At 71.0% G+C, this 19,088-nt stretch carries 20 protein-coding genes; 9 read left to right on the top strand and 11 right to left on the bottom strand.

Annotated features, from left to right (window positions below; translation table 11 throughout):
• The first annotated feature begins 120 nt into the window (after nucleotides 1-120).
• On the top strand, nucleotides 121-1,422 hold the full coding sequence (locus SGFS_RS36565) for a hypothetical protein (RefSeq protein ID WP_286256445.1): 1,302 nt from the start codon (nucleotides 121-123) through the stop codon (nucleotides 1,420-1,422).
• 16 nt (nucleotides 1,423-1,438) lie between these two features.
• Entirely contained in the window at nucleotides 1,439-2,158 is a 720-nt protein-coding gene (locus SGFS_RS36560; RefSeq protein WP_286256444.1) for a hypothetical protein, read from the top strand.
• On the opposite strand, the gene SGFS_RS36555 is transcribed toward SGFS_RS36560, so the two are convergent.
• Both SGFS_RS36555 and SGFS_RS36550 read right to left on the bottom strand, forming a co-directional pair.
• Nucleotides 2,106-2,873, bottom strand: coding sequence for a hypothetical protein (locus tag SGFS_RS36555; protein ID WP_286256443.1), 768 nt, complete (start codon nucleotides 2,871-2,873; stop codon nucleotides 2,106-2,108). The genes SGFS_RS36560 and SGFS_RS36555 overlap by 53 nt on opposite strands.
• A 51-nt stretch (nucleotides 2,874-2,924) precedes the next feature.
• A complete protein-coding gene (locus SGFS_RS36550) occupies nucleotides 2,925-3,419 on the bottom strand; it encodes an ATP-binding protein (RefSeq protein ID WP_286256442.1) in 495 nt (164 codons plus the stop codon).
• Nucleotides 3,420-3,576: 157 nt separating this feature from the next.
• Between SGFS_RS36550 and SGFS_RS36545 the strand changes: the two genes are divergently transcribed.
• The 3 genes from SGFS_RS36545 to SGFS_RS36535 are packed head-to-tail and all read left to right on the top strand — an operon-like array spanning nucleotide 3,577 to nucleotide 5,602.
• The gene (locus SGFS_RS36545) at nucleotides 3,577-4,383 is read left to right on the top strand and encodes a helix-turn-helix domain-containing protein (protein WP_286256440.1); all 807 of its coding nucleotides are present in this window, start codon (nucleotides 3,577-3,579) and stop codon (nucleotides 4,381-4,383) included.
• The gene (locus SGFS_RS36540; protein WP_286256439.1) at nucleotides 4,380-4,568 is read left to right on the top strand and encodes a DUF397 domain-containing protein; all 189 of its coding nucleotides are present in this window, start codon (nucleotides 4,380-4,382) and stop codon (nucleotides 4,566-4,568) included. Before SGFS_RS36545 ends, SGFS_RS36540 begins: the two co-directional genes overlap by 4 nt.
• A gap of 8 nt (nucleotides 4,569-4,576) precedes the next feature.
• On the top strand, nucleotides 4,577-5,602 hold the full coding sequence (locus SGFS_RS36535; protein WP_286256438.1) for a helix-turn-helix domain-containing protein: 1,026 nt from the start codon (nucleotides 4,577-4,579) through the stop codon (nucleotides 5,600-5,602).
• A 52-nt stretch (nucleotides 5,603-5,654) separates the two neighbouring features.
• Here SGFS_RS36535 and SGFS_RS36530 read toward each other — a convergent pair whose 3' ends face one another.
• The 7 genes from SGFS_RS36530 to SGFS_RS36500 form a co-directional block, all read right to left on the bottom strand.
• Nucleotides 5,655-7,235, bottom strand: a complete 1,581-nt coding sequence (locus SGFS_RS36530) for a sodium/solute symporter (protein WP_286256437.1) — start codon at nucleotides 7,233-7,235, stop codon at nucleotides 5,655-5,657.
• The gene (locus SGFS_RS36525; protein ID WP_286256436.1) at nucleotides 7,232-7,882 is read right to left on the bottom strand and encodes a DUF485 domain-containing protein; all 651 of its coding nucleotides are present in this window, start codon (nucleotides 7,880-7,882) and stop codon (nucleotides 7,232-7,234) included. Before SGFS_RS36525 ends, SGFS_RS36530 begins: the two co-directional genes overlap by 4 nt.
• A 309-nt stretch (nucleotides 7,883-8,191) precedes the next feature.
• On the bottom strand, nucleotides 8,192-8,644 hold the full coding sequence (locus SGFS_RS36520; RefSeq protein ID WP_286256435.1) for a hypothetical protein: 453 nt from the start codon (nucleotides 8,642-8,644) through the stop codon (nucleotides 8,192-8,194).
• A gap of 56 nt (nucleotides 8,645-8,700) precedes the next feature.
• Nucleotides 8,701-9,321 carry a hypothetical protein gene (locus SGFS_RS36515; RefSeq protein WP_286256434.1) on the bottom strand — a complete coding sequence of 207 codons (621 nt, stop codon included), beginning with the start codon at nucleotides 9,319-9,321 and terminating at the stop codon, nucleotides 8,701-8,703.
• A gap of 72 nt (nucleotides 9,322-9,393) precedes the next feature.
• Entirely contained in the window at nucleotides 9,394-10,191 is a 798-nt protein-coding gene (locus SGFS_RS36510) for a sugar phosphate isomerase/epimerase family protein (protein WP_286260250.1), read from the bottom strand.
• Nucleotides 10,192-10,220: 29 nt separating this feature from the next.
• Nucleotides 10,221-11,372 carry a dihydrodipicolinate synthase family protein gene (locus tag SGFS_RS36505; protein WP_286256433.1) on the bottom strand — a complete coding sequence of 384 codons (1,152 nt, stop codon included), beginning with the start codon at nucleotides 11,370-11,372 and terminating at the stop codon, nucleotides 10,221-10,223.
• On the bottom strand, nucleotides 11,369-12,520 hold the full coding sequence (locus tag SGFS_RS36500; protein WP_286256432.1) for a Gfo/Idh/MocA family protein: 1,152 nt from the start codon (nucleotides 12,518-12,520) through the stop codon (nucleotides 11,369-11,371). Before SGFS_RS36500 ends, SGFS_RS36505 begins: the two co-directional genes overlap by 4 nt.
• A gap of 282 nt (nucleotides 12,521-12,802) precedes the next feature.
• On the opposite strand from SGFS_RS36500, the gene SGFS_RS36495 reads away from it, so the two are divergent.
• The 4 genes from SGFS_RS36495 to SGFS_RS36480 all read left to right on the top strand — a co-directional run bounded on the left by SGFS_RS36495 (nucleotide 12,803) and on the right by SGFS_RS36480 (nucleotide 16,339).
• Entirely contained in the window at nucleotides 12,803-13,843 is a 1,041-nt protein-coding gene (locus tag SGFS_RS36495; RefSeq protein ID WP_286256431.1) for a LacI family DNA-binding transcriptional regulator, read from the top strand.
• A 117-nt stretch (nucleotides 13,844-13,960) separates the two neighbouring features.
• Nucleotides 13,961-14,152 carry a CsbD family protein gene (locus SGFS_RS36490; RefSeq protein ID WP_286256430.1) on the top strand — a complete coding sequence of 64 codons (192 nt, stop codon included), beginning with the start codon at nucleotides 13,961-13,963 and terminating at the stop codon, nucleotides 14,150-14,152.
• A gap of 196 nt (nucleotides 14,153-14,348) precedes the next feature.
• Complete coding sequence (locus SGFS_RS36485) at nucleotides 14,349-15,149, top strand: sugar phosphate isomerase/epimerase family protein (RefSeq protein ID WP_286256429.1); 801 nt, start codon at nucleotides 14,349-14,351, stop codon at nucleotides 15,147-15,149.
• A 200-nt stretch (nucleotides 15,150-15,349) separates the two neighbouring features.
• Entirely contained in the window at nucleotides 15,350-16,339 is a 990-nt protein-coding gene (locus tag SGFS_RS36480; RefSeq protein WP_286256428.1) for an MHYT domain-containing protein, read from the top strand.
• A 493-nt stretch (nucleotides 16,340-16,832) separates the two neighbouring features.
• Here SGFS_RS36480 and SGFS_RS36475 read toward each other — a convergent pair whose 3' ends face one another.
• The gene (locus SGFS_RS36475; RefSeq protein ID WP_286256427.1) at nucleotides 16,833-17,576 is read right to left on the bottom strand and encodes a Type 1 glutamine amidotransferase-like domain-containing protein; all 744 of its coding nucleotides are present in this window, start codon (nucleotides 17,574-17,576) and stop codon (nucleotides 16,833-16,835) included.
• Between the two features lie 58 nt (nucleotides 17,577-17,634).
• On the bottom strand, nucleotides 17,635-18,888 hold the full coding sequence (aroA, locus tag SGFS_RS36470; RefSeq protein WP_286256426.1) for a 3-phosphoshikimate 1-carboxyvinyltransferase: 1,254 nt from the start codon (nucleotides 18,886-18,888) through the stop codon (nucleotides 17,635-17,637).
• Between the last annotated feature and the right edge of the window lie 200 nt (nucleotides 18,889-19,088).

Here is a 19,088-nt window from a genome sequence, read left to right as displayed (position 1 = left end):
TGTCCAGGTGTCCTCGGCGCCGTATCGCCCGGCTCCTTCTCGTTCCACTTTCATCTTCACTTCCTTTGACTCATGTCATCCCCCGCGCGATTCATCCGGCAGTCGCTGACCGCAGTGCTGATGAGCATTACGGTGGCTTGGGCGCCGACGGCGTTCTCGGCGCCGGGTGCGGTGGCGAAAGTGGAGACGATCACCCTCGCCCCGGATCACGGGCCGCCGAAGACCGTCGTTCACGTCGGTTTCAAGGCCTGCACCCAGAGCAGCCCCGAACCGGAGGACTCGCCCTCTCCGTCCCCCTCGACCTCCACCCCTCCGCACCCTTCGCCCTCCACCTCTCCGCCGGATGTGTTCGAGCTGCCGGATGTCCGGCCGGCGCCGGTCCCGGCCCTCGACATCAGCCAGATCAAGTGGGACGGCAAGCCCATCGGCTCCGGTTCCACGTTCAAGGTTCCGGAGAACGCCGAACCAGGCCCCCATCAGGTGTGGGCGACCTGCAGCAACAGACTCTTCGGTTATGAGACGTTCACGGTGACGGAAACGGAAACCGATAAGCCCGAACTCGAACTGGATCCCTCCGACGGCTCACGGGGGACGGACGTCACGGCGAAAGGTTCCGGTTTCAACTGCTCGCAGGTGCGTCTGACATGGGACGACGGCAGCAGTCTCGCCACTTCCAAGGTGTCGACCGACAAAACCTTCAAAGAAGACTTCGACGTACCAGCGAACGCGACCGAAAAGGCCCACAAGGTGCGGGCCACATGCACGAAGTACCCCGACCGGTATGCCGAGGACGATTTCAAAGTAACGAGCCCGAAAACTGACGGGAACCCGAACGGGGATCCGAACAACGGCGGAACCACGAACGGCGATACGAACGGGAACACCATCGGCGACACAAATGGAGACACGAACGGAGACACGAACGGCAACGGCAACGGCGACACGAGCGGAGACACCAACGGAAACGGCAACGGCGACACGAGCGGAGACACCAACGGAAACGGCAACGGCGACACGAGCGGAGACACCAACGGAAACGGCAACGGCGACACGAGCGGAGACACCAACGGAAACGGCAACGGGACCAGCAACGGCAATACGAACGGAAACGGCAACGGCACCGGCAACGCCGACGGGAACGTCGGCGGAAACGGCAGCGGGGGCAACGGTGACGGCCCGACAACCCCTGTCGGATGGGTGGTCGGACCTTCCCTGTTCGGGGCCGTCCTGCTTCTCGCCGCCCTCTTCTCCCTGATGAACCACCGCCACCGCGGACCTCGCTGGGCCCGCGACCACATTCGTACGGCACTGCGCCCGGGGGCCGGTACGGCCGAGCTGCGTGAGCGGCGTGACGGACGTTCGGCGGATCGCACCGTGCGGCTCGAACCCCACGCGGATCCGGGCGCCCAGCACCTCGACTAGAAGGTGAGGTGAAGCCATGACCACGACCGCCCCGGCGGAGCCGTTCACGGTTCGGGCCTTTCTGCTCGGGCCGGAGTGCCCCGACCCGGCCGACGCGCTCGCCGGCCCGCTGCACGGAGGCGAGACGGCCAGATCACTCCTCGACGGCAGCCGCCGGCTGAGCGCGGCGGCCGATCAGGCCGTCGAACGCGAACTGGCCGGTGTCGTCGACTCCTTCCTCTCCCTCGACATCTTCGACGTCGTAGCCGGCGGCTGGCGCAAGCACGCCGCCCTCACCGCCGCCGCGCACCGCACCCGCGCCACCCCCGGCAGCGAGGAGGTCGTCGCGCTCGCCAACCACGAGATCACCTCCAGCCACCGGCCCTACGTCGACGTCTTCCTGGACGGCGCCAAGATCGGCACCCTCGACGTCTGCCTCGACCTGCAGTTCCGCATCGGCGCCCTCGTCACCGTCATCCGCGAGGCCAACCTCGTCGCCGTACGCAGCGGGGAGTGCGAGTTGACGGGGCGTCTCACCGTGCAGCAGATCCTGCTGGCGGAGCGGCAGGGCACGCTGGACCTCGCCGGCGTCTGGCACCTGCACACCCCGATCCCGCTGCTGGGCGCCCAGTCGCCACCGCCGCCCCCTCCGCCCCCACCTCCACCCCCGCCCTCATCCACGTCTTCGCCGACGAGAAGCCTTTTCAGTAGCGGTGGTTGGGCCAGTGCGGGTCCTCCCAGCGGGCGGGGCCGGTGAGGCCTATCAGCCGTATGCGGTGAAGCAGTTCCTCGGGGGCGTCCACCGCGCGCAGCCGGGCGGGGGCGTGGCGGACCAGCCAGGCCGCGAGTTCGGACCGCAGGACGCCGTCGTCGTCCGGAGTGTCCCAGGCCTCCCAGGGGAGTTCGTCTCCCAGCAGGTCGTACTCCCACTGGGCGGCCGCTTCTGCCAGGTGCCGGTCGGACACGGGGTCGTCGATCGCCTCCCAGGCGGCGAGCCACGGGCCGAGCGTGCCGGAGGCCTCCACGCACAGCGCGAGAAGCTCGTACACGGGGACAGCCGGAGCCGGTTCGGTGAGGCTGTACGCCCACCAGGCGTGCAGGAACTCCCACACCGCCGCGCTCTGCCGCTCGGGCCACCGCACCCAGTGGCCACGGGAGAACGATCGTCCGGCCTCGCTCATGCCGAAGATGGGCTCCGCAAGGCCGTCGACCAGCGCCGTGGCGAACTGCGGCAGGACGCGGCGCAGCACCGCGCCGTGGTCGCTCCAGTCGGGGGCGCTCCAGGTGCGACGCAGCAGGTCCGGATCGAGCTCCACGTCCGGGACCTTCAACCGCGCAAGCTCTTCCTCGCTGCCCCAGTGACAGTCGCACTGGGTCTCGTCGGCGCGGGCGGTCTCACCGCGAAAGGTGACGGCCAAGCCGTCCAGGGCCCGGTCGAGCCGGAGCCGGGCGGGGGTGTCGTCGAGTTTCATCGTTCGGCACAGCCTCAAAAAGGACTCCGGGTGGCTTCCGCCAGCCGAAGGTCACAACCTTACCGACAGTCGTCTGATCAGCGACAGCCAACGCGGCAGATCGATCTCGGCCAGTACGGTCTTGCCGGGCGGGTCGCGGTCCAGCACGTCCCAGCGGTCGGCGAGCGCGTCGACGAGGACCAGGCCGCGCCCCGACTCGTCGAGGGGCCGGGCGTGGCGTACGGCGCCGGGGCCGGGCGGGAGGCATTCGGCGCGGGTGTCGGTGACCTCGATACGGAGCGAGCCGGTGGGCAGGGAGAGGCGCAGTTCGAAGTCCCGCCCCGGTACACGGCCGTGCGTCACCGCGTTCGCCGCCAGCTCCGCCACGACCGCCACGGCCCGGTCGGAGGCGTCCGAGCCGTGCGGGATGCCCCAGACGTGCAGTTGATTCAGCGCCAGGTGTCTCGCCAGGCGGGCGCCGAGCGGGGTCGAGCTGAAGCGCTGGGTGAACGTGTGCACGCCGGCCGGGAGTTGTCGGGCCGACGGTCGAGCGGGTGGTGCGGTCATGCCGCCAATCTGGCCGGTCCGGGGGCCGGTTCACCAGCTCCGCGCCGCGTACGCCGCGCGAGCGTACGTGGTCACTCGCTGGACAGTACCGGTGACGTGCCGTGACGATGGGCGTTGAACGGTGCGGTTCGGTGGGCGGGTGCGCGGGAGGTGGCCGATGGTGGAGTCGTCCGACAGTTTGCGGACGTTCGGGGCGATGGTCCAGGCGTTGCGGGAGCACGCGGGGCTGAGCCGCGAGGAGTTGGCCGAGGTCATCGGGTACTCCAAGCACATGGTGGCGTCGGTGGAGCTGGGGCGCCGGATCCCGGACGTGGCGTTCGTGGAGGGCGTGGATCGGGCGCTGGGCAACACGGGGGCGTTGATTCGGGCGGCTCAGCATCTTGGGAGGCAGCCTGGGTTGGCGGCGTGGTTCAGGAAATGGGCCAAGTTGGAGGTGGCGGCCATCACGCTCTACACGTACGAGTGCCGCATGATCCCAGGGCTGTTGCAGACGGAGGCGTACGCCCAGGCACTGTTCGCCGACCAACTTCCGCCACTGGACGACGAGCAGATCGAGGAGCGATGGGGCGCCCGTGCCGAGCGACAGCGGCTGTTCAGGGAGCGCGCGAACACGGCCTTCGGCTTCATCCTCGAAGAGCACCTGTTCCTGCGGCGCACCGGAGGGCCAGCAGTCACGCGTGGGCTCATCGACCGCGTATTGGAGGTCTCCGAACTGCGGAATGTCGATATCCAGGTCATGCCCCTGGTGCAGGAGTCGCACTCCGGGTTGCAGGGGCCGATCCGTCTGTCGGAAACCCCGGAGAACAGGTGGTTCGCCTACCTCGAAGGGCAGGAAAGCGGTCAGCTGGTCTCCGACGCGAAAGTGGTCAGCGTCCTTAAGCAGCGGTATGTCAGGATGCGTTCGCAGGCTCTCACCATCCGTGACTCCATGAGCCTGTTGCAGCGGATGCGAGGGGACCTATGAGCACGACCCGACTGGCCTGGTTCAAGAGCAGCTACAGCAGCGCGTCCGGCGATGACTGCGTAGAAGTAGCCATAGCCCTCCCCCACACCATCCACATCCGCGACTCCAAGAACACCACCGGCCCCCAGCTCACCCTCTCCCCCACCGCCTGGGCCGACTTCGTCCCGTACGCCGCTCAGGACTGACCCTCACCATGATCGGAACGGTCTTCCGGAGCGACGACGTGCCCAAGGAGCACCGGTTCGAGTACTGGGGCGAGTTGATGCACCGGGCGATCGCGCCCAGTCACATGAGCAGCCTGTTCGCCGACGACTTCTGGGCGGAACAGCGGCTGCTGGAGCTGGGCCCGGTGCTGGCGTGGCCGACGTCGCACCTGCCGACGGGGTTCCGGCGTACCGAGAAGCTGGTGCGGCAGTCCGACCCGGAGATGTACCACCTGTCGCTGGTGCTCGGCGGCGACCTGGGGTTCGAGCATGCGGGGCGGGCCGAGGCGTACGGCCCGAGCGACCTGTGGGTGAGCGACACGTCACGGCCGTACGAGGTGCACCTGCCGGCCGACCGGGGCCGTCAGGTGATCACGGGCGTGGGCGTGGACTTCCCCAAGTCGCTGGTGCCCCTGCCGCCCGCCCGTATCCAGCAGTTGCTGGGGCGGCGGCTGCCGGGGCGGGAGGGGGTGGGCGCCCTGCTGACGGGGTTCCTCACCGGCCTGGAGCGGCAGGCCGACGTCCTCCAGCCGTCCGACGCGCCCCGGCTGGGCACGGTCCTGATCGGCCTGTTGTCCGCCTGGTTCGCCCAGGTGCTGGAGGTGGAGGACACCCTGGCGCCGGAGACCCGCAGGCAGGCCCTGACGACGCGCATACGGGCGTTCGTCAGCCAGAACCTCCACGATCCGGCGCTGACTCCGCCCGCGATAGCCGCCGCGCATCACATCTCGGTGAGCTACCTGCACCGGCTGTTCCAGGAGGACGCCCCGGGCGAGACGGTCGCGGCCTGGATCCGCGGGCGACGGCTGGAGGGCGCCCGTCGTGATCTGGCCGACCCGGCCCTGGCGTCCACTCCCATCCACGCCATCGCCGCCCGCTGGGGCCTGCCGCGTGCCTCCGACTTCACCCGTGCGTTCCGGGGCGCGTACGGGGTCTCGCCGACGGAGTACCGCGTACAGGCACTGTCGGCGGGCGGGCCGGAGCAGCCCCGGCGGTGTGCTGTGGGCAGCGACTGACGGCGCCCGCATGCGGGTACCGGACGCCGTCAGCCGCTGGTGTCGTACGGCCTCAGCGGTGCCGTGCGTAACCTTGCTGCTCGGTCCGGGGACTCGGTACGGCTTCGGTCCACTCGGCTGATTCGGAGCGTGAGGAGCGTACGGAGCCGAGCCAGCCGAGGAGGAATCCGGCCGGGATCGCGACGAGCCCCGGGTTGCGCAGCGGGAACACCGCGAAGTCCAGGTCGGGCAGCAGCGCGGTCGGGCTCCCGGAGACCTGCGGCGACAGCGCCACCAGCACCACGGAGATCAGCAGACCGCCGTAGATGCTCCAGGTCGCGCCCCGGGTGGTGAAGTCCTTCCAGAACATGCTGTACAGCAGGGCGGGGACGATCGCCGAGGCGGCCACGGCGAACGCCAGTCCGACGAGGAAGGAGACATTGAGGCTGCGCGCGAACACGGCCAGCATCGTGGCGGTGGTGCCGACCACCACGGCCGCCACGCGCGCGACGAACAGCTCGCGCTCCCCGGAGGCCGTGCCACGGGTGATGAAGGCGCCGTAGATGTCGTGGGCCAGTGAGGTCGCGGCGGCGAGGGTGACGCCCGCGACGACGGCCAGGACGGTGGCGAACGCCAGGCAGGCGACCAGGGTGAGCAGGAACGAACCGCCGATGTGCGCCGCGAGCAGGAGCACGGCGGTGTTGCCGGAGGGGTGGTCCCCCGCGATCACCTGCGTGCCGACGAGGGCGGCGGCCCCGAAGCCGAGGACACCGGCGGCCGTGTAGAACACGACCGTCAGCAGGGCCGCGTACTGGACGGATCGGCGTGCGCCGCTCGGGGTGGGCACGGTACTGATCCGCATCAGCAGGTGCGGCAGACCGGCGGCGCCGATCAGCAGGGCCATCTGCTCGCTCAGGGAGTCCAGTTTCGTCGCTCCGCCGCCGCCGAAACGGAGCCCCGGGCTCAGGAAGTCGTCGCCGTGGCCGCTTCCGTTGGCGGCCGCGCTCAGCAGCGCGCCCGGGTCGAAGTCGAACCTGGCCAGGACCAGCAGCGCCAGGGCGATACCGCCGCCCACCAGCATGACCGCCTTGACCGTCTGGACGAGCGTGGCGGCTCGCATGCCGCCCAGGACGATGTACAGGATCATGAGCAGGCCGAGACCGGCGGTCACGGCCTGTTCCATGCCCTGCCCGGCCGAGCCCAGAATGCCCACCGTGAGCGCGCTCGCTCCGACCAGTTGGGCGATCAGATACAGCAGGCAGACGAGGAGTGTCGCGACGCCCGCCGCGAGATGCACCGGGCGGGACCGCAGTCGGCGCGCGAGGCGGTCACCGATGGTGAACTCGGTGGTGCTGTGGTAGCGCTCCGCCACCAGGAGGAGGATGACGATCCACGAGACGGCCGGTCCCAGTACGGAGAGCGTGCCGTCGTACCCGGTGAGCGCGATCAGGCCGGGGCTGCCCAGCAGGGCCGCCGCGGACATGACGTCCCCGAAGAGGGCGACGCCGTTGTGGGCGGGCTTGAGGAGGCCGTCGCTGACGTAGAACTCGGTCACCGTCCCGCGCTGGGGCCCGGCGAACATCACGAGGAACAGGGCGCAGACGAGGAAGACGAAGAAGACCGGCAGATCGGCGGTGACGTAGTCGGTCCTCATGGGCGGTGCTCCAGTCGCTCGACGTTCGTTCCCAGGCTCTCGACGAGCGGGTCGACGGAGGTTCCGCAGTACCGGGCGTACCACTGGACCCAGGCGGCGACGGCGACGAGCTGGACCAGGCCGAGCAGGAGACCCACGTTCAACGGGCCGGCCACCGACACGGCCATGAAGTCCCTGGCCACCTCCGACAGGCCGCTGATCATCACGTACAGGACGATGACGGGGGCGGCGACGAGGAACGCGTGGCGGCGCACGCCCCGTAACGTGCGCCGCGCGCCCGTCTGCAGGGCGTCGGACAGGGTGACGCCCGAGGCCCAGGGCAGGGAGCGGTCGTGGGGATGGCGGTGAGCCAGGTCGGCGGCGATCCGCAGGGCCCATGCGCGCCGCGCCCGAACGGTGGCCGCCGCCTTCTCGGTCCCCCCGGCATTCAGCGACTGTCCGTACCAGGTGCCGAGGTCGACGGGGTTTCCGTACGAGCGGTGACAGTCGTTGATCGCCCGGGCCAACTCTCCCTCGGAGTACAGGAGCCCGTGGTCGAGATGGCCCAGGTACAGGAGCACGGCGGCGAGCGGGTCCTGTAAGTGGTCGTGGGACTGCGGGGGTTGTTGAGGTGGGGGATCTTGGGGACGTTTCTTCTGGGGATACATGAGCGGCTCTTCGTGTGGTCGGTTGCGTGGATGACGCCGAACCCCCCGTAGGGGCGTCGTGACGCATGGTGGCGTCGCGCCGCACATCACACAGCATGTGACCGGTCGCTCATAGAGCGCGTGCCATGGTGCGGCACGCGGACTTGCCGCCCAGAGAAAGAGCAGGTCAGAGGGGCACTCGTCGGGGCCGACCCGGGGTCGGATTGAGGGTGGGTTCTGGGGAGATTCCGTACGGTGCGGGGACATGTCCGTACGGCTGCCGGGGCGCCGGGCGGGGCCGACGCGGACGAGTTCGACACCTCATGGCACTCAGCCCCGCGCGGGCGACGCACCGCCCTCAGGGGTGGCCGGCGGCGGGGGCGGGTTGGTGATGAAGGAGAGCCCGGAGAAGTCCCTGCCCTGCACCACCGGTCCGTACTGGGTGCCGCCGCTGATGGTGTTGTGCACCTCGCCGTCGCCGGTGCGTACCAGCTTCGCCTGCTCGTGCCACTGCTGCAGACCGGCGTGGAACTCCGCGTCCAGCGCGGCCCGTACGGCGAGGGCGGTGCTCAGTGCCTGTGCGCGTGCCGCGTCGGCCGGAGCCTGTCCGAGGGCCGCCAGTTCCACCTCCCCGGAGCTGATGCCGCGAGCGTGCGCGGCGTCCTCCCCCCGCCGGAACGGGCGCCGCACCAGCTCACCCAGCCCCACCCACGACTGCCGCCCCACCTCGCCGCCGGCGCCACCCGCCAACGCCACCAGCAGCCCCACCGATACCGGATCCATACCGAGACCACCCTCCGTACGCGCACGCTCACCAGAGGTGTACACGTTACGAGGAACTACGGTTCCCCTGGAGGCGAATCAGGCCATTCCGCATCCGCCCCGAAGGGAGGACGGACCTCCCGTACGACCGCCGTCCCGGCCACCGTCCGGTCCTCGTGCATCGTGATCACCCGGCCCGGCAGCACGTGCCTCCAACGAGCGGGGTCGAGGGGGGCCAGGCGTACGGTGGCCCGGTCGCCGGGGCCGAGCGAGTGGGTGAACTCCGCCCAGAGCGCGGCGATGTCGACGACCGGTTCGCCCGTCGGGGTCCGATGCCCGAGGTCCCACATCGGGCGCAGGACGCCGGCTCCGGAGAAGGGGGTCTGCCGTCGGTACTCGCCTGTCGGGCGGAGGGTGAGGTCGGCGCGGACGACGCCGTGCTCGGCCTCGTAGGACCGCCAATGGCACCAGGCCGCGCTCCTGCCCATCAGAAGCTGCCCGGCGGCTTCGCCCAGGGTGTCCCAGAAGTCGGGCGGGAGGGGGCGGGCCTCACCCAGTTCTTCCAGGAGGCCGAGGGCCACTTCCCACTCGTCCGCGACCAGGTAGGGCCAGACGTCCCGCACCGTGATGTCGTTCTCGGTGGCGGTCTCCTCCGGGACCAGCAACGAGGCCGCTTCGAGCAGCTTGGGGACGTCCATGCGCTGATTCTGGACCACGGTCCCCACGTGCGCGTGGGGCGCCCTTCCCATCGAAAGGGCGCCCCCCACACGTCAGGCCGCGTGTTCCACGAACCGCTCCGCCGTCTGCTTCAGCAACGCCCGTCCGTCCCCGGCCCACAGGTCGTCGTTGAACAGTTCGACCTCGATGGGGCCGGTGTAACCGGCCGCCTCGACGTACGCCTTCCACTCGCGCATGTCGATCGCGCCGTCACCGATCTGGCCCCGGCCGTTGAGGACGCCCTCGGGCAACGGGGTGATCCAGTCGGCGAGCTGGAAGGTGTGGATGCGGCCGCCCGCGCCCGCCCGCGCGATCTGCGCGGGCGCGTTGTCGTCCCACCAGATGTGGTACGTGTCGACCGTCACGCCCACCTGCTCCGCCGGGAAGCGTTCCGCGATGTCCAGGGCCTGGGCCAGGGTGGACACCACGCAGCGGTCCGAGGCGAACATGGGGTGGAGGGGCTCGATCGCCAGGCGTACGCCCCGTTCGAAGGCGTACGGGCCCAGTTCCGAGAGGGCGTCCGCGATGCGCTCCCGTGCGCCGTGCAGGTCCTTCGAGCCCGCCGGGAGGCCGCCCGAGACCAGGACCAGCGTGTCCGTGCCCAGGGTCGCCGCCTCGTCGATCGCCCGGCGGTTGTCCTCCAGGGCCGCGGCCCGCTGCGTCGGGTCGATCGCCGTGAAGAAGCCGCCTCGGCAGAGGGTGGTGACCGCGAGACCCGCGTCGCGGACCAGCTTGGCGGTCGCCTCCAGGCCGTGGGCCGCCACCGGGTCGCGCCAGAGGCCCACGCCCGGGATGCCCAACTCGACGCAGCCTGCGACCAGTTCGGGCATCGACAGCTGCTTGACCGTCATCTGGTTGATGCTGAAACGCTCAAGACCGGTCACTGGGCCACCCCGTACAGGGAGAGGAGGTTCTTCATACGGGTCTCAGCCAGCGCCGGATCCGGGAACAGGCCCAGGCCGTCGGCCAGCTCGTACGCCCGGGCGAAGTGCGGGAGCGAGCGGGCGGACTGCAGACCGCCGACCATCGTGAAGTGCGACTGGTGGCCGGCCAGCCACGCCAGGAACACCACACCCGTCTTGTAGAAGCGGGTGGGGGGCTGGAAGAGGTGGCGGGAGAGTTCGACCGTCGGGTCCAGCAGCTCCCGGAAGCCCTTCACGTCGCCCGTGTCCAGGACGCGGACCGCCTGTGCCGCCAGCGGGCCCAGCGGGTCGAAGATGCCGAGCAGCGCGTGGCTGAAGCCCTGCTCGTCGCCCGCGATCAGCTCGGGGTAGTTGAAGTCGTCGCCCGTGTAGCAGCGGACCCCGACCGGGAGTCGGCGGCGGATGTCGATCTCGCGCTGGGCGTCCAGCAGCGAGACCTTGATGCCGTCCACCTTGTCCGGGTGGGCCGCGATGACCTCCAGGAAGGTGTCCGTGGCCGCGTCCAGGTCGGACGAGCCCCAGTAGCCCTCCAGCGCCGGGTCGAACATCGGGCCCAGCCAGTGCAGGACGACCGGCTCGGCGGCCTGGCGGAGCAGGTGGCCGTAGACCTCCAGGTAGTCCTCGGGGCCCTTCGCGGCCGCCGCGAGCGCGCGCGAGGCCATCAGGATCGCCTGGGCGCCCGACTCCTCGACGACCGCCAGCTGCTCCTCGTACGCCTCCCGGATCTCCTTCAGCGAACCGGAGGGGATCTGGTCGGTGCCCACGCCGCACGCGATCCGGCCGCCGACCGCCTTCGCCTCGGCCGCGCTGCGGCGGATCAGCTCCGCCGCGCCCGCCCAGTCCAGGCCCATGCCGCGCTGGGCGGTGTCCATCGCCTCGGCGACGCCGAGCCCGTGCGACCACAGGTGGCGACGGAAGGCGAGGGTCGCGTCCCAGTCGACGGCGGCGGGCGAGTCGGGGGACACGTCCGCGAAGGGGTCCGCGACGACATGCGCCGCCGAGAAGACCGTACGGGAGGTGAGGGGGGTGCCGGGAGTGGCCACCAGGGGTTCGGTGCGGGGCTCGTACGCCCTCAGCCCGCCCTTGGGGTCCGGCAGTCGGATCGTCACAGCGAGATCTCCGGTACGTCGAGACGGACGCCCTCGGCCGAGGACTTCAGCCCCAGTTCGGCGAGCTGGACGCCGCGGGCGCCGGCCAGCAGGTCCCAGTGGTAGGGCGCGTCGGCGTAGACGTGCTTGAGGAACAGCTCCCACTGGGCCTTGAAGCCGTTGTCGAAGTCCGCGTTGTCCGGGACCTCCTGCCACTGGTCGCGGAAGGAGTAGGTGGCCGGGATGTCGGGGTTCCAGACCGGCTTGGGGGTGGCGGAGCGGTGCTGGACACGGCAGTTTCGGAGGCCTGCCACCGCCGAACCCTCCGTTCCGTCGACCTGGAACTCCACCAGCTCGTCGCGGTTGACGCGCACGGCCCAGGAGGAGTTGATCTGGGCGATCGCGCCGCCGTCCAGCTCGAAGATGCCGTACGCGGCGTCGTCGGCCGTGGCGTCGTAGGGCTTGTCCTGCTCGTCCCAGCGCTGCGGTATGTGGGTGGCGGTGAGGGCCTGGACGGACTTCACACGGCCGAACAGCTCGTGCAGGACGTACTCCCAGTGCGGGAACATGTCGACGACGATGCCGCCGCCGTCCTCGGCGCGGTAGTTCCAGGACGGGCGCTGGGCCTCCTGCCAGTCGCCCTCGAAGACCCAGTAGCCGAACTCGCCGCGGACGGAGAGGATCCGGCCGAAGAAGCCGCCGTCGATCAGACGCTTCAGCTTCAGCAGGCCCGGGAGGAAGAGCTTGTCCTGGACGACGCCGTGCTTGATGCCGGCGGCGTTCGCGAGGCGGGCCAGCTCCAGGGCGCCCTCCAGGCCCGTCGCCGTCGGCTTCTCGGTGTAGATGTGCTTGCCCGCCGCGATCGCCTTCCTGATCGCCTCCTCGCGGGCCGAGGTGACCTGGGCGTCGAAGTAGATGTCCACGGTCTCGTCGGCGAGGACCTCGTCCACGTCCGTGGCCCAGCGCTCCAGGCCGTGCCGCTCGGCGAGCGCCTTCAGCGCGTGCTCGCGGCGGCCGACCAGGATCGGCTCGGGCCACAGCACGGTGCCGTCGCCGAGGTCGAGGCCGCCCTGCTCGCGGAGGGCGAGGATGGAGCGGACGAGGTGCTGGCGGTAGCCCATGCGTCCGGTCACGCCATTCATGGCGATCCGTACGGTTTTGCGTGTCACGACCGGCCCCTTCTTCTTTGTTTGGTTTTCGTACGCGTCCGGCGCCGCGTACGCCCGGAGAACCCGTGAAGAGGCGAGCGTTACAGCAAGCGCTTTCTATCTACTGAGAAGCTAGCCTCTGACCAGCGGTCCGGACAAGACCGTAGGGGGGTCGAGTTGTTCGAGGGGGCGAACGGTGATCGCGGCCGTATGGTTCCCCGGACGAGCCGTGAGGCTCCCCGGACGAGCCGCGAGGCTCCCCGACGACTCGAACGAGACGTGTGACCGGAGGACGAGGAAACGATGACTGTGACCCTGGCGGACGTGGCGGCCCGTGCGCAGGTGTCGCCCGCGACCGTCTCCCGGGTGCTGAACGGCAACTATCCGGTGGCCGCGTCGACGCGCGACCGGGTGCTGAAGGCCGTGGACGAGCTGGACTACGTCCTCAACGGTCCGGCCAGCGCCCTCGCCGCCGCCACCTCCGACCTGGTCGGCATCCTGGTGAACGACATCGCCGACCCCTTCTTCGGGATCATGGCGAGCGCGATCCAGGGGGAGATCGGCGGTCCGGGGGGACGTGCGGGCGGCGAGCGGCTGGCGGTGGTGTGCAACACCGGCGGCTCCCCGGAGCGCGAGCTGACGTATCTCACCCTCCTTCAGCGCCAACGCGCCGCCGCGGTCGTGCTGACCGGTGGGGCGATCGAGGACCCGGCACATCTGACCGCCGTCTCCAACAAGCTGCGCAGGCTGGCCGAGGCGGGCACGCGGGTGGTGCTGTGCGGCCGGCCGCCCGCGCCGGAGGCCATCGCGATCACGTTCGACAACCGCGGGGGCGGGCAGCAGCTCACCGAGCACCTCATCGGGCTCGGACATCGGCGGCTCGGGTACATCGCGGGCCCACAGGAGCGGACGACGACCCGGCACCGGCTGGAGGGCCACCGGGCGGCGCTGGCGGCCCACGGCATCGAGGACGACCCCCGGTGGACCGTGTACGGCCGCTACGACCGCCGCTCCGGGTACGAGGCCACGCTGGAGCTGCTGCGGCGGGACCGGACGCTGACGGCCGTGGTCGCCGCCAACGACACGGTGGCACTGGGCGCGTGTGCCGCGCTGCGGGACTCGGGGCTGCGCATCCCGGACGACGTGTCCGTGGCCGGGTTCGACGACCTGCCCTTCAGCATCGACGCGATGCCCGCGCTGACGACCGTACGGCTGCCGTTGTCGGAGGCGGGGGCGCGGGCCGGGCGGATCGCCATGGGGCGGGAGGAGCCGCCGCCGGGCGGGATCGCCACCGTGCGGGGGGAGTTGATGGTGCGGGGGTCCTCCGCGGCGCCTCGCTCCTGAGCGACGATTACGCGGCGTGACTCTTCGGCGCGCGAGGGTGACGACTCCGTCTTACGTTGGGTGGGACGGAAACCCCACCCCGAGTGGGGCGGAATCCCCCCACCCCGAGGAGGAACCATGGCCGCCAAGGGCCGTACCGAAAAGATCAAGGGCAAGGCCAAGGAGATGACCGGCAAGGTCACCGGTGACCGCGGGCAGCAGGTCGAGGGCAAACTCGACCAGGCGCGCGGCGAGGCCAAGGAGCGGCTGGCCCGCACCGAGGAGCGCGGCGAGGAGGCCCGGCGGGCTGCGAAGCGCGACCGCGCCTGACCGCGCGCGGCCGTGCGAACGGCCGCATGAACGCCGAGGGGGTTCCCGTGCGAACGGGAGCCCCTTCAGCGTGTCCGGAGGTGCCGCGCCGGGTGTGGGCCGACAGGATGACGTGACGCCGTGGACGGACGGGGGCGGACCGGACCCGGTGCTCCGGCCCGCGCCGGGCGGTGGTCCGGCGAGTAGTGTCCGAGACATGAAGCTGGCGTTCTCCACACTCGGTGTGCCCGGTCTGTCCGTTCCCGATGTCGTGCGGCTGGCCGTCGCGCACGGCTATCACGGTGTCGAGTTGCGTGCCCATCCCGAGGAGCCCGTGCATCCGGGGATCGGGAGTGCGGAGCGGGCCCGGGTCGTCGCCGAGTTCGAGGGGGCGGGGGTGCGGGTGCTGGGCCTCGCCGGGTACGCCCGGGTCGCGGCGCCCGGGGAGGACGGGCCGGTGATCGAGGAGATCCGGGGGCTCGTGGAGCTGGCGCGGGACCTGGGGGCGCCCTTCGTCCGGGTCTTCCCCGGGGCCAGTGCCGAGCAGGATGCCGCCGAGGCCGACGCCGTGGCCGCGCGGCGGCTGGGCACAGCGGCGGAGTTCGCGGCCGACGCGGGCGTACGCGTCCTGCTGGAGACCCATGACTCGCACCGCACCGGCGCCGACGCGATCCGGATCCTCGGCCCCGTCGGACACCATCACATCGGCTCGCTCTGGGACGTGATGCACACCTGGCTCGGCGGCGAGCAGCCCGCGGAGTCGTACGCGGCCCTCTCCCCCTTCCTCGGCTACGTCCAGGTCAAGGACATCGCCTCCGCCGACGACACCACGCCGCTGCCGCTCGGCGCGGGCGTGCTCCCGCTGACCGAGTGCGTGGAGCTGCTCTCCCGCAAGGGGTGGGACGGGTGGCTGTGCTGGGAGTACGAGAAGCGGTGGTACGAGGCCGCCGCGCCGCTGCCGGAGCTGCTGGGAGCGGGGCGCGAACACCTCGGGCGACTGCTGAACGACGCGGCGTAAAACCATGGCCTGAGCTTGAACTCTCAAGCGCGGGATGGATTTTGACGGCGAATCAGTCCCCACTCACCCAAAGTCGATCACCAGCCGGACAAGTACCGACAGTAACTCTTGGAAAACGGAGCGCGTCGCCCCCTCTTTACTCCAGACTTACCTCCCGACCAGCCACGACCAACTGGCTATGTATCGGGGGGATTTGGCATATGCAGCATGGCACAGTCGACGATTTCAGCTACGGAGCTGTCACCCCGGTGGCCGCCTACCTCATGGCCTGCCTGGGCGCCGCGCTCGGGCTGCGCTGTGTCGTCAGATCCGTCTACAACGACAAGTCGTGGAAGCCCGGTTGGCTCGCGCTCGGCGCGGCGTGCATCGGCTGCGGCATCTGGACGATGCACTTCATCGCGATGATCGGCTTCCGGGTCCAGGAGACCGCCATCCGTTACGACGTCGGGCTGACGGTGCTGAGCCTGCTCGTCGCGATCGCCGTGGTCGCCGTCGGCGTCTTCGCGGTCGGGTACCGCGGGGTCACCACCTCCAGCCTGTGCGCGGCGGGCTGCGTCACCGGGCTCGGGGTGGCCGCGATGCACTACATGGGCATGGCCGCCATCCGCCTCAACGGCTACATCCACTACGACACCCCGACCGTCGCGCTCTCCGTGCTGATCGCCATCGTCGCCGCGACCGCCGCGCTGTGGGCGGCCGTGTCGATCCGGGGCTTCCTCACCAGCCTGGGCGCCAGCCTCGTGATGGGCGTCGCCGTGTCCGGCATGCACTACACCGGCATGGCCTCCGTCGGCGTGTGGCTGCACAGCTCGACCGGTGGCAACTCGTTCGGCACGTTCGAGGGCGAGTCGCCCATGTCGATCCTGCTGCCGATGCTGATCGGGCCGGTCCTCTTCCTGCTGCTGGCCGGTGTGGTGGTGATGTTCGACCCGATGCTCGTACTGGGTGACGGCGACTGGAACCGGTCCGCCGGCGCGTCACGGCGCAAGCCGCAGCCGGAGCCCGCCGGGAAGACCGAGCGCCCCGCCTTCCGGGCCGATGTGTTCGGGCCCCGCTCACCCGCCGGGGGCCAGGCGCAGGGCCAGGGGTCCCGGGCCCAGGAGGAGGCGCCCGTCTCGTTCTTCGACCCCCCGGCCCGCAAACGGCACCAGGAGCCGCAGGGAGCGGCACAGCGCACGCAGGAGTGGTGAGACCAGCGGGGCGCCGGCGGGCGCGGGGCGTTGCGCTGCCGGATGGGGAGCTGGGCGGGTGCCGCCTGGCCGCAGGCCTGGGCGGGTGCCGCCGGACCGCGGGCCTGGGCGGGTGCCGCCGGACCGCAGGCCTGGGCGGGTGCCGCCTGGCCGCAGGCCTGGGCGGGTGCCGCCGGACCGCATGGCCTGGGCGGGTGCCGCCGGACCGCATGGCCTGGGCGGGTGCCGCCGGACCGCATGGCCTGGGCGGGTGCCGCCGGACCGCATGGCCTGGGCGGGTGCCGCCGGACCGCATGGCCTGGGCGGGTGCCGCCGGACCGACTGGGCGGGTGCCGCCGGACCGCATGGCCTGGGCGGGTGCCGCCTGGGCTCGGGGCGAAGACCTGCCGCTCGGACCGCATGATCTGCCGGGCAGCCGCCAAGGCATGCCCTCGCGCCGCATCACCCGCCCCGGCCGGGGCCGAGGCCGGGGCCTTGATCCGTCGGATGAGGGCTACGCCTTCGGTTCGGGCAGGCGGCGTGGTTCGATGCGTTCCTCCAGGGGCGGGGCGTCGCCGTTTCGGCGGACTATGTAGGCGGCCTTGCCCGGGAGTTCGCTGACGGCCTCCACCAACTTGGTGCCCTGGTAGACCAGTCCGACGCCGTCGTCGGTGCAGTGGGTCTCCGGGAGGGTGCCCTCGGCGACGAGGTCGTGCACCAGGGGCCGACGGCCCGCGTCGCTGTCGTAGTGCACGCCGTTGCCGTACGGGAGATAGCCGAGCGCGTTGGTCACCGGGCGCAGGCGGGGGCCGAACGAGTCCGTCGTGCCGCCCTGGAACCAGCAGATCGAGCCCGCGCTGACGCCGCTGAGGACGACCCCGGCCGCCCAGGCGCGGCGGAAGATCTCGTCCAGGCCGTGGACCCGCCACACGGCCAGCAGGTTGGCCACCGAGCCGCCCATGACCCAGATCGCGTCCTGTTCGAGGACAGTGCCCTCGATGTCGTCGAGGTTGGGCATCGGGAACAGCTGAAGCGGGGTCAGATCGAAGCCCGCGACCCGGGCCGCCTCGGCCATACGGGCGGCCATGTGCTCGGCGTCGCCGACGGCCGTGCCAACGTACATGACCTTCGGCCGGCGTCCGTTCACCCCCGACAGCTCCACCGCGTGGTGCACGAGCGCGTCGAAGCCGACCCAGATGCGGCTCCCCTTACGGTGGCCGCCCGAGGTGGCGAGGATGGTGGGTTCGGGCGCGGTCATGGCCGGGAGACTAGCAAGGCGCCGCCACCCGGCCCGACCTGCACTCCTGTACGGCCGGTCAGTTGACCGGTCCCATGCCGGACATTCCCCGGCGAAGCTCCGCGAACGCGTCGTGGAACCCGGGGAACGTCTTCCGTACACATCCCGGATCGTCGAAGGTGATGCCGGGAACGCGAAGTCCCGCGACGGCGAAGGACATCACGATCCGGTGGTCGCCGAATGTCTTCACCTCCGCGCCGGTCGTGGGAACACCGGGTTCGATCTCGATCCAGTCGGGACCGGTGGTGACCCGTACCCCCAGCCGCCGCAGGTTCTCCGCGCACGCCTCCAGCCGGTCGCACTCCTTCACCCGTGTGTTGGCGACGTCCTCGATACGGACCGGCCCGGAGGCGAAGGGGGCGATGGCGGCGAGCGTCGGCATGGTGTCGGAGATGTCCCGCATGTTGACGGTCAGGCCGCGCAGTTCGCCGGTGCCGCTCACGGTCGTACGGTCCTCGGCGACGTCCACCCGGGCGCCCATCCGCCGCAGTACGTCCACGAAGCCCAGGTCGCCCTGGAGGGCGCCGGTGCCGAGGCCGGGGACGGTGACCTCGGTGCCGGTGAGCGCGGCGGCGGCGAAGAAGTAGCTCGCCGTGGAGGCGTCGGGTTCGACGGCGTAGGTGGTGGCGCGGTAGCCGCCGGGCGCGACGACGTAGGTGTCGCCCTCGCGGTGCACGTCCGCCCCGAAGGCGGCCATCATCGCCGTGGTGATCTCGACGTACGGCTCCGAGACCAGGTCGGTGACCGTGATGCGCAGGCCCTCGCGGGTCAGCGGGCCGAGGAGCAGCAGGGCGGTCAGGTACTGGGAGGACTGGCCCGCGTCGAGGGTGACGTCGCCGCCGGTGACGCCGTTCGCGGCGATCCGCAGCGGGTGATGGCCCTCGGCCTGCTCGTGGACGAGGTCGACACCGAGGTCGCGCAGGGCCCGGGAGAGCGGGGCGAGCGGGCGGCGGCGCATCTGGGCGGAGGCGTCGAAGCGGTAGGTGCCGTGGCCGGCGGCGGCCAGGGTCGGCAGGAAGCGGGCGGTGGTCGCGCCGTCCCGGCAGTAGACGTCCGCCTCCGTGACCGCCGGGCCCTGCGGGCGGCCGTCGATCCGCCAGGCGTCGGGGGCCCGCCCGACCCGGTACCCGAGCCGGACGAGTCCCTCGGCGAAGCCCTCCGTGTCGTCGGACCGCAGCGGCCGTACGAGGGTGGTGACACCGTCGGCGGCGGCCGCGAGGAAGAGGGCACGGGCGGTGATGGACTTGGAACCGGGGATGTCGACGAGGGGCATGGGCTCCATGCTGGCCTGCGGCGCGGGGTGCGTGTGGATGCGTCCGCTGGGTGGAACGGCCCGGCTTTCGGCTAGGGGGGACGCGGGTGCGGGTGAGTGGGGGTTGGTCGCGCAGTTCCCCACGCCCCTTGAAAACCGGGCCGCACCCCATGCTTCTGAGGGGCGCGGCGATCTGCGCGAGCGACCACGACGAACCCGCA

Origin of the sequence: Streptomyces graminofaciens (assembly GCF_030294945.1) — a bacterium.
Taxonomy (GTDB): Bacteria; Actinomycetota; Actinomycetes; order Streptomycetales; family Streptomycetaceae; genus Streptomyces; species Streptomyces graminofaciens.
The sequence above is the reverse complement of the archived record's forward strand: the minus strand, read 5'-3'. Positions and strand labels throughout refer to the sequence as shown.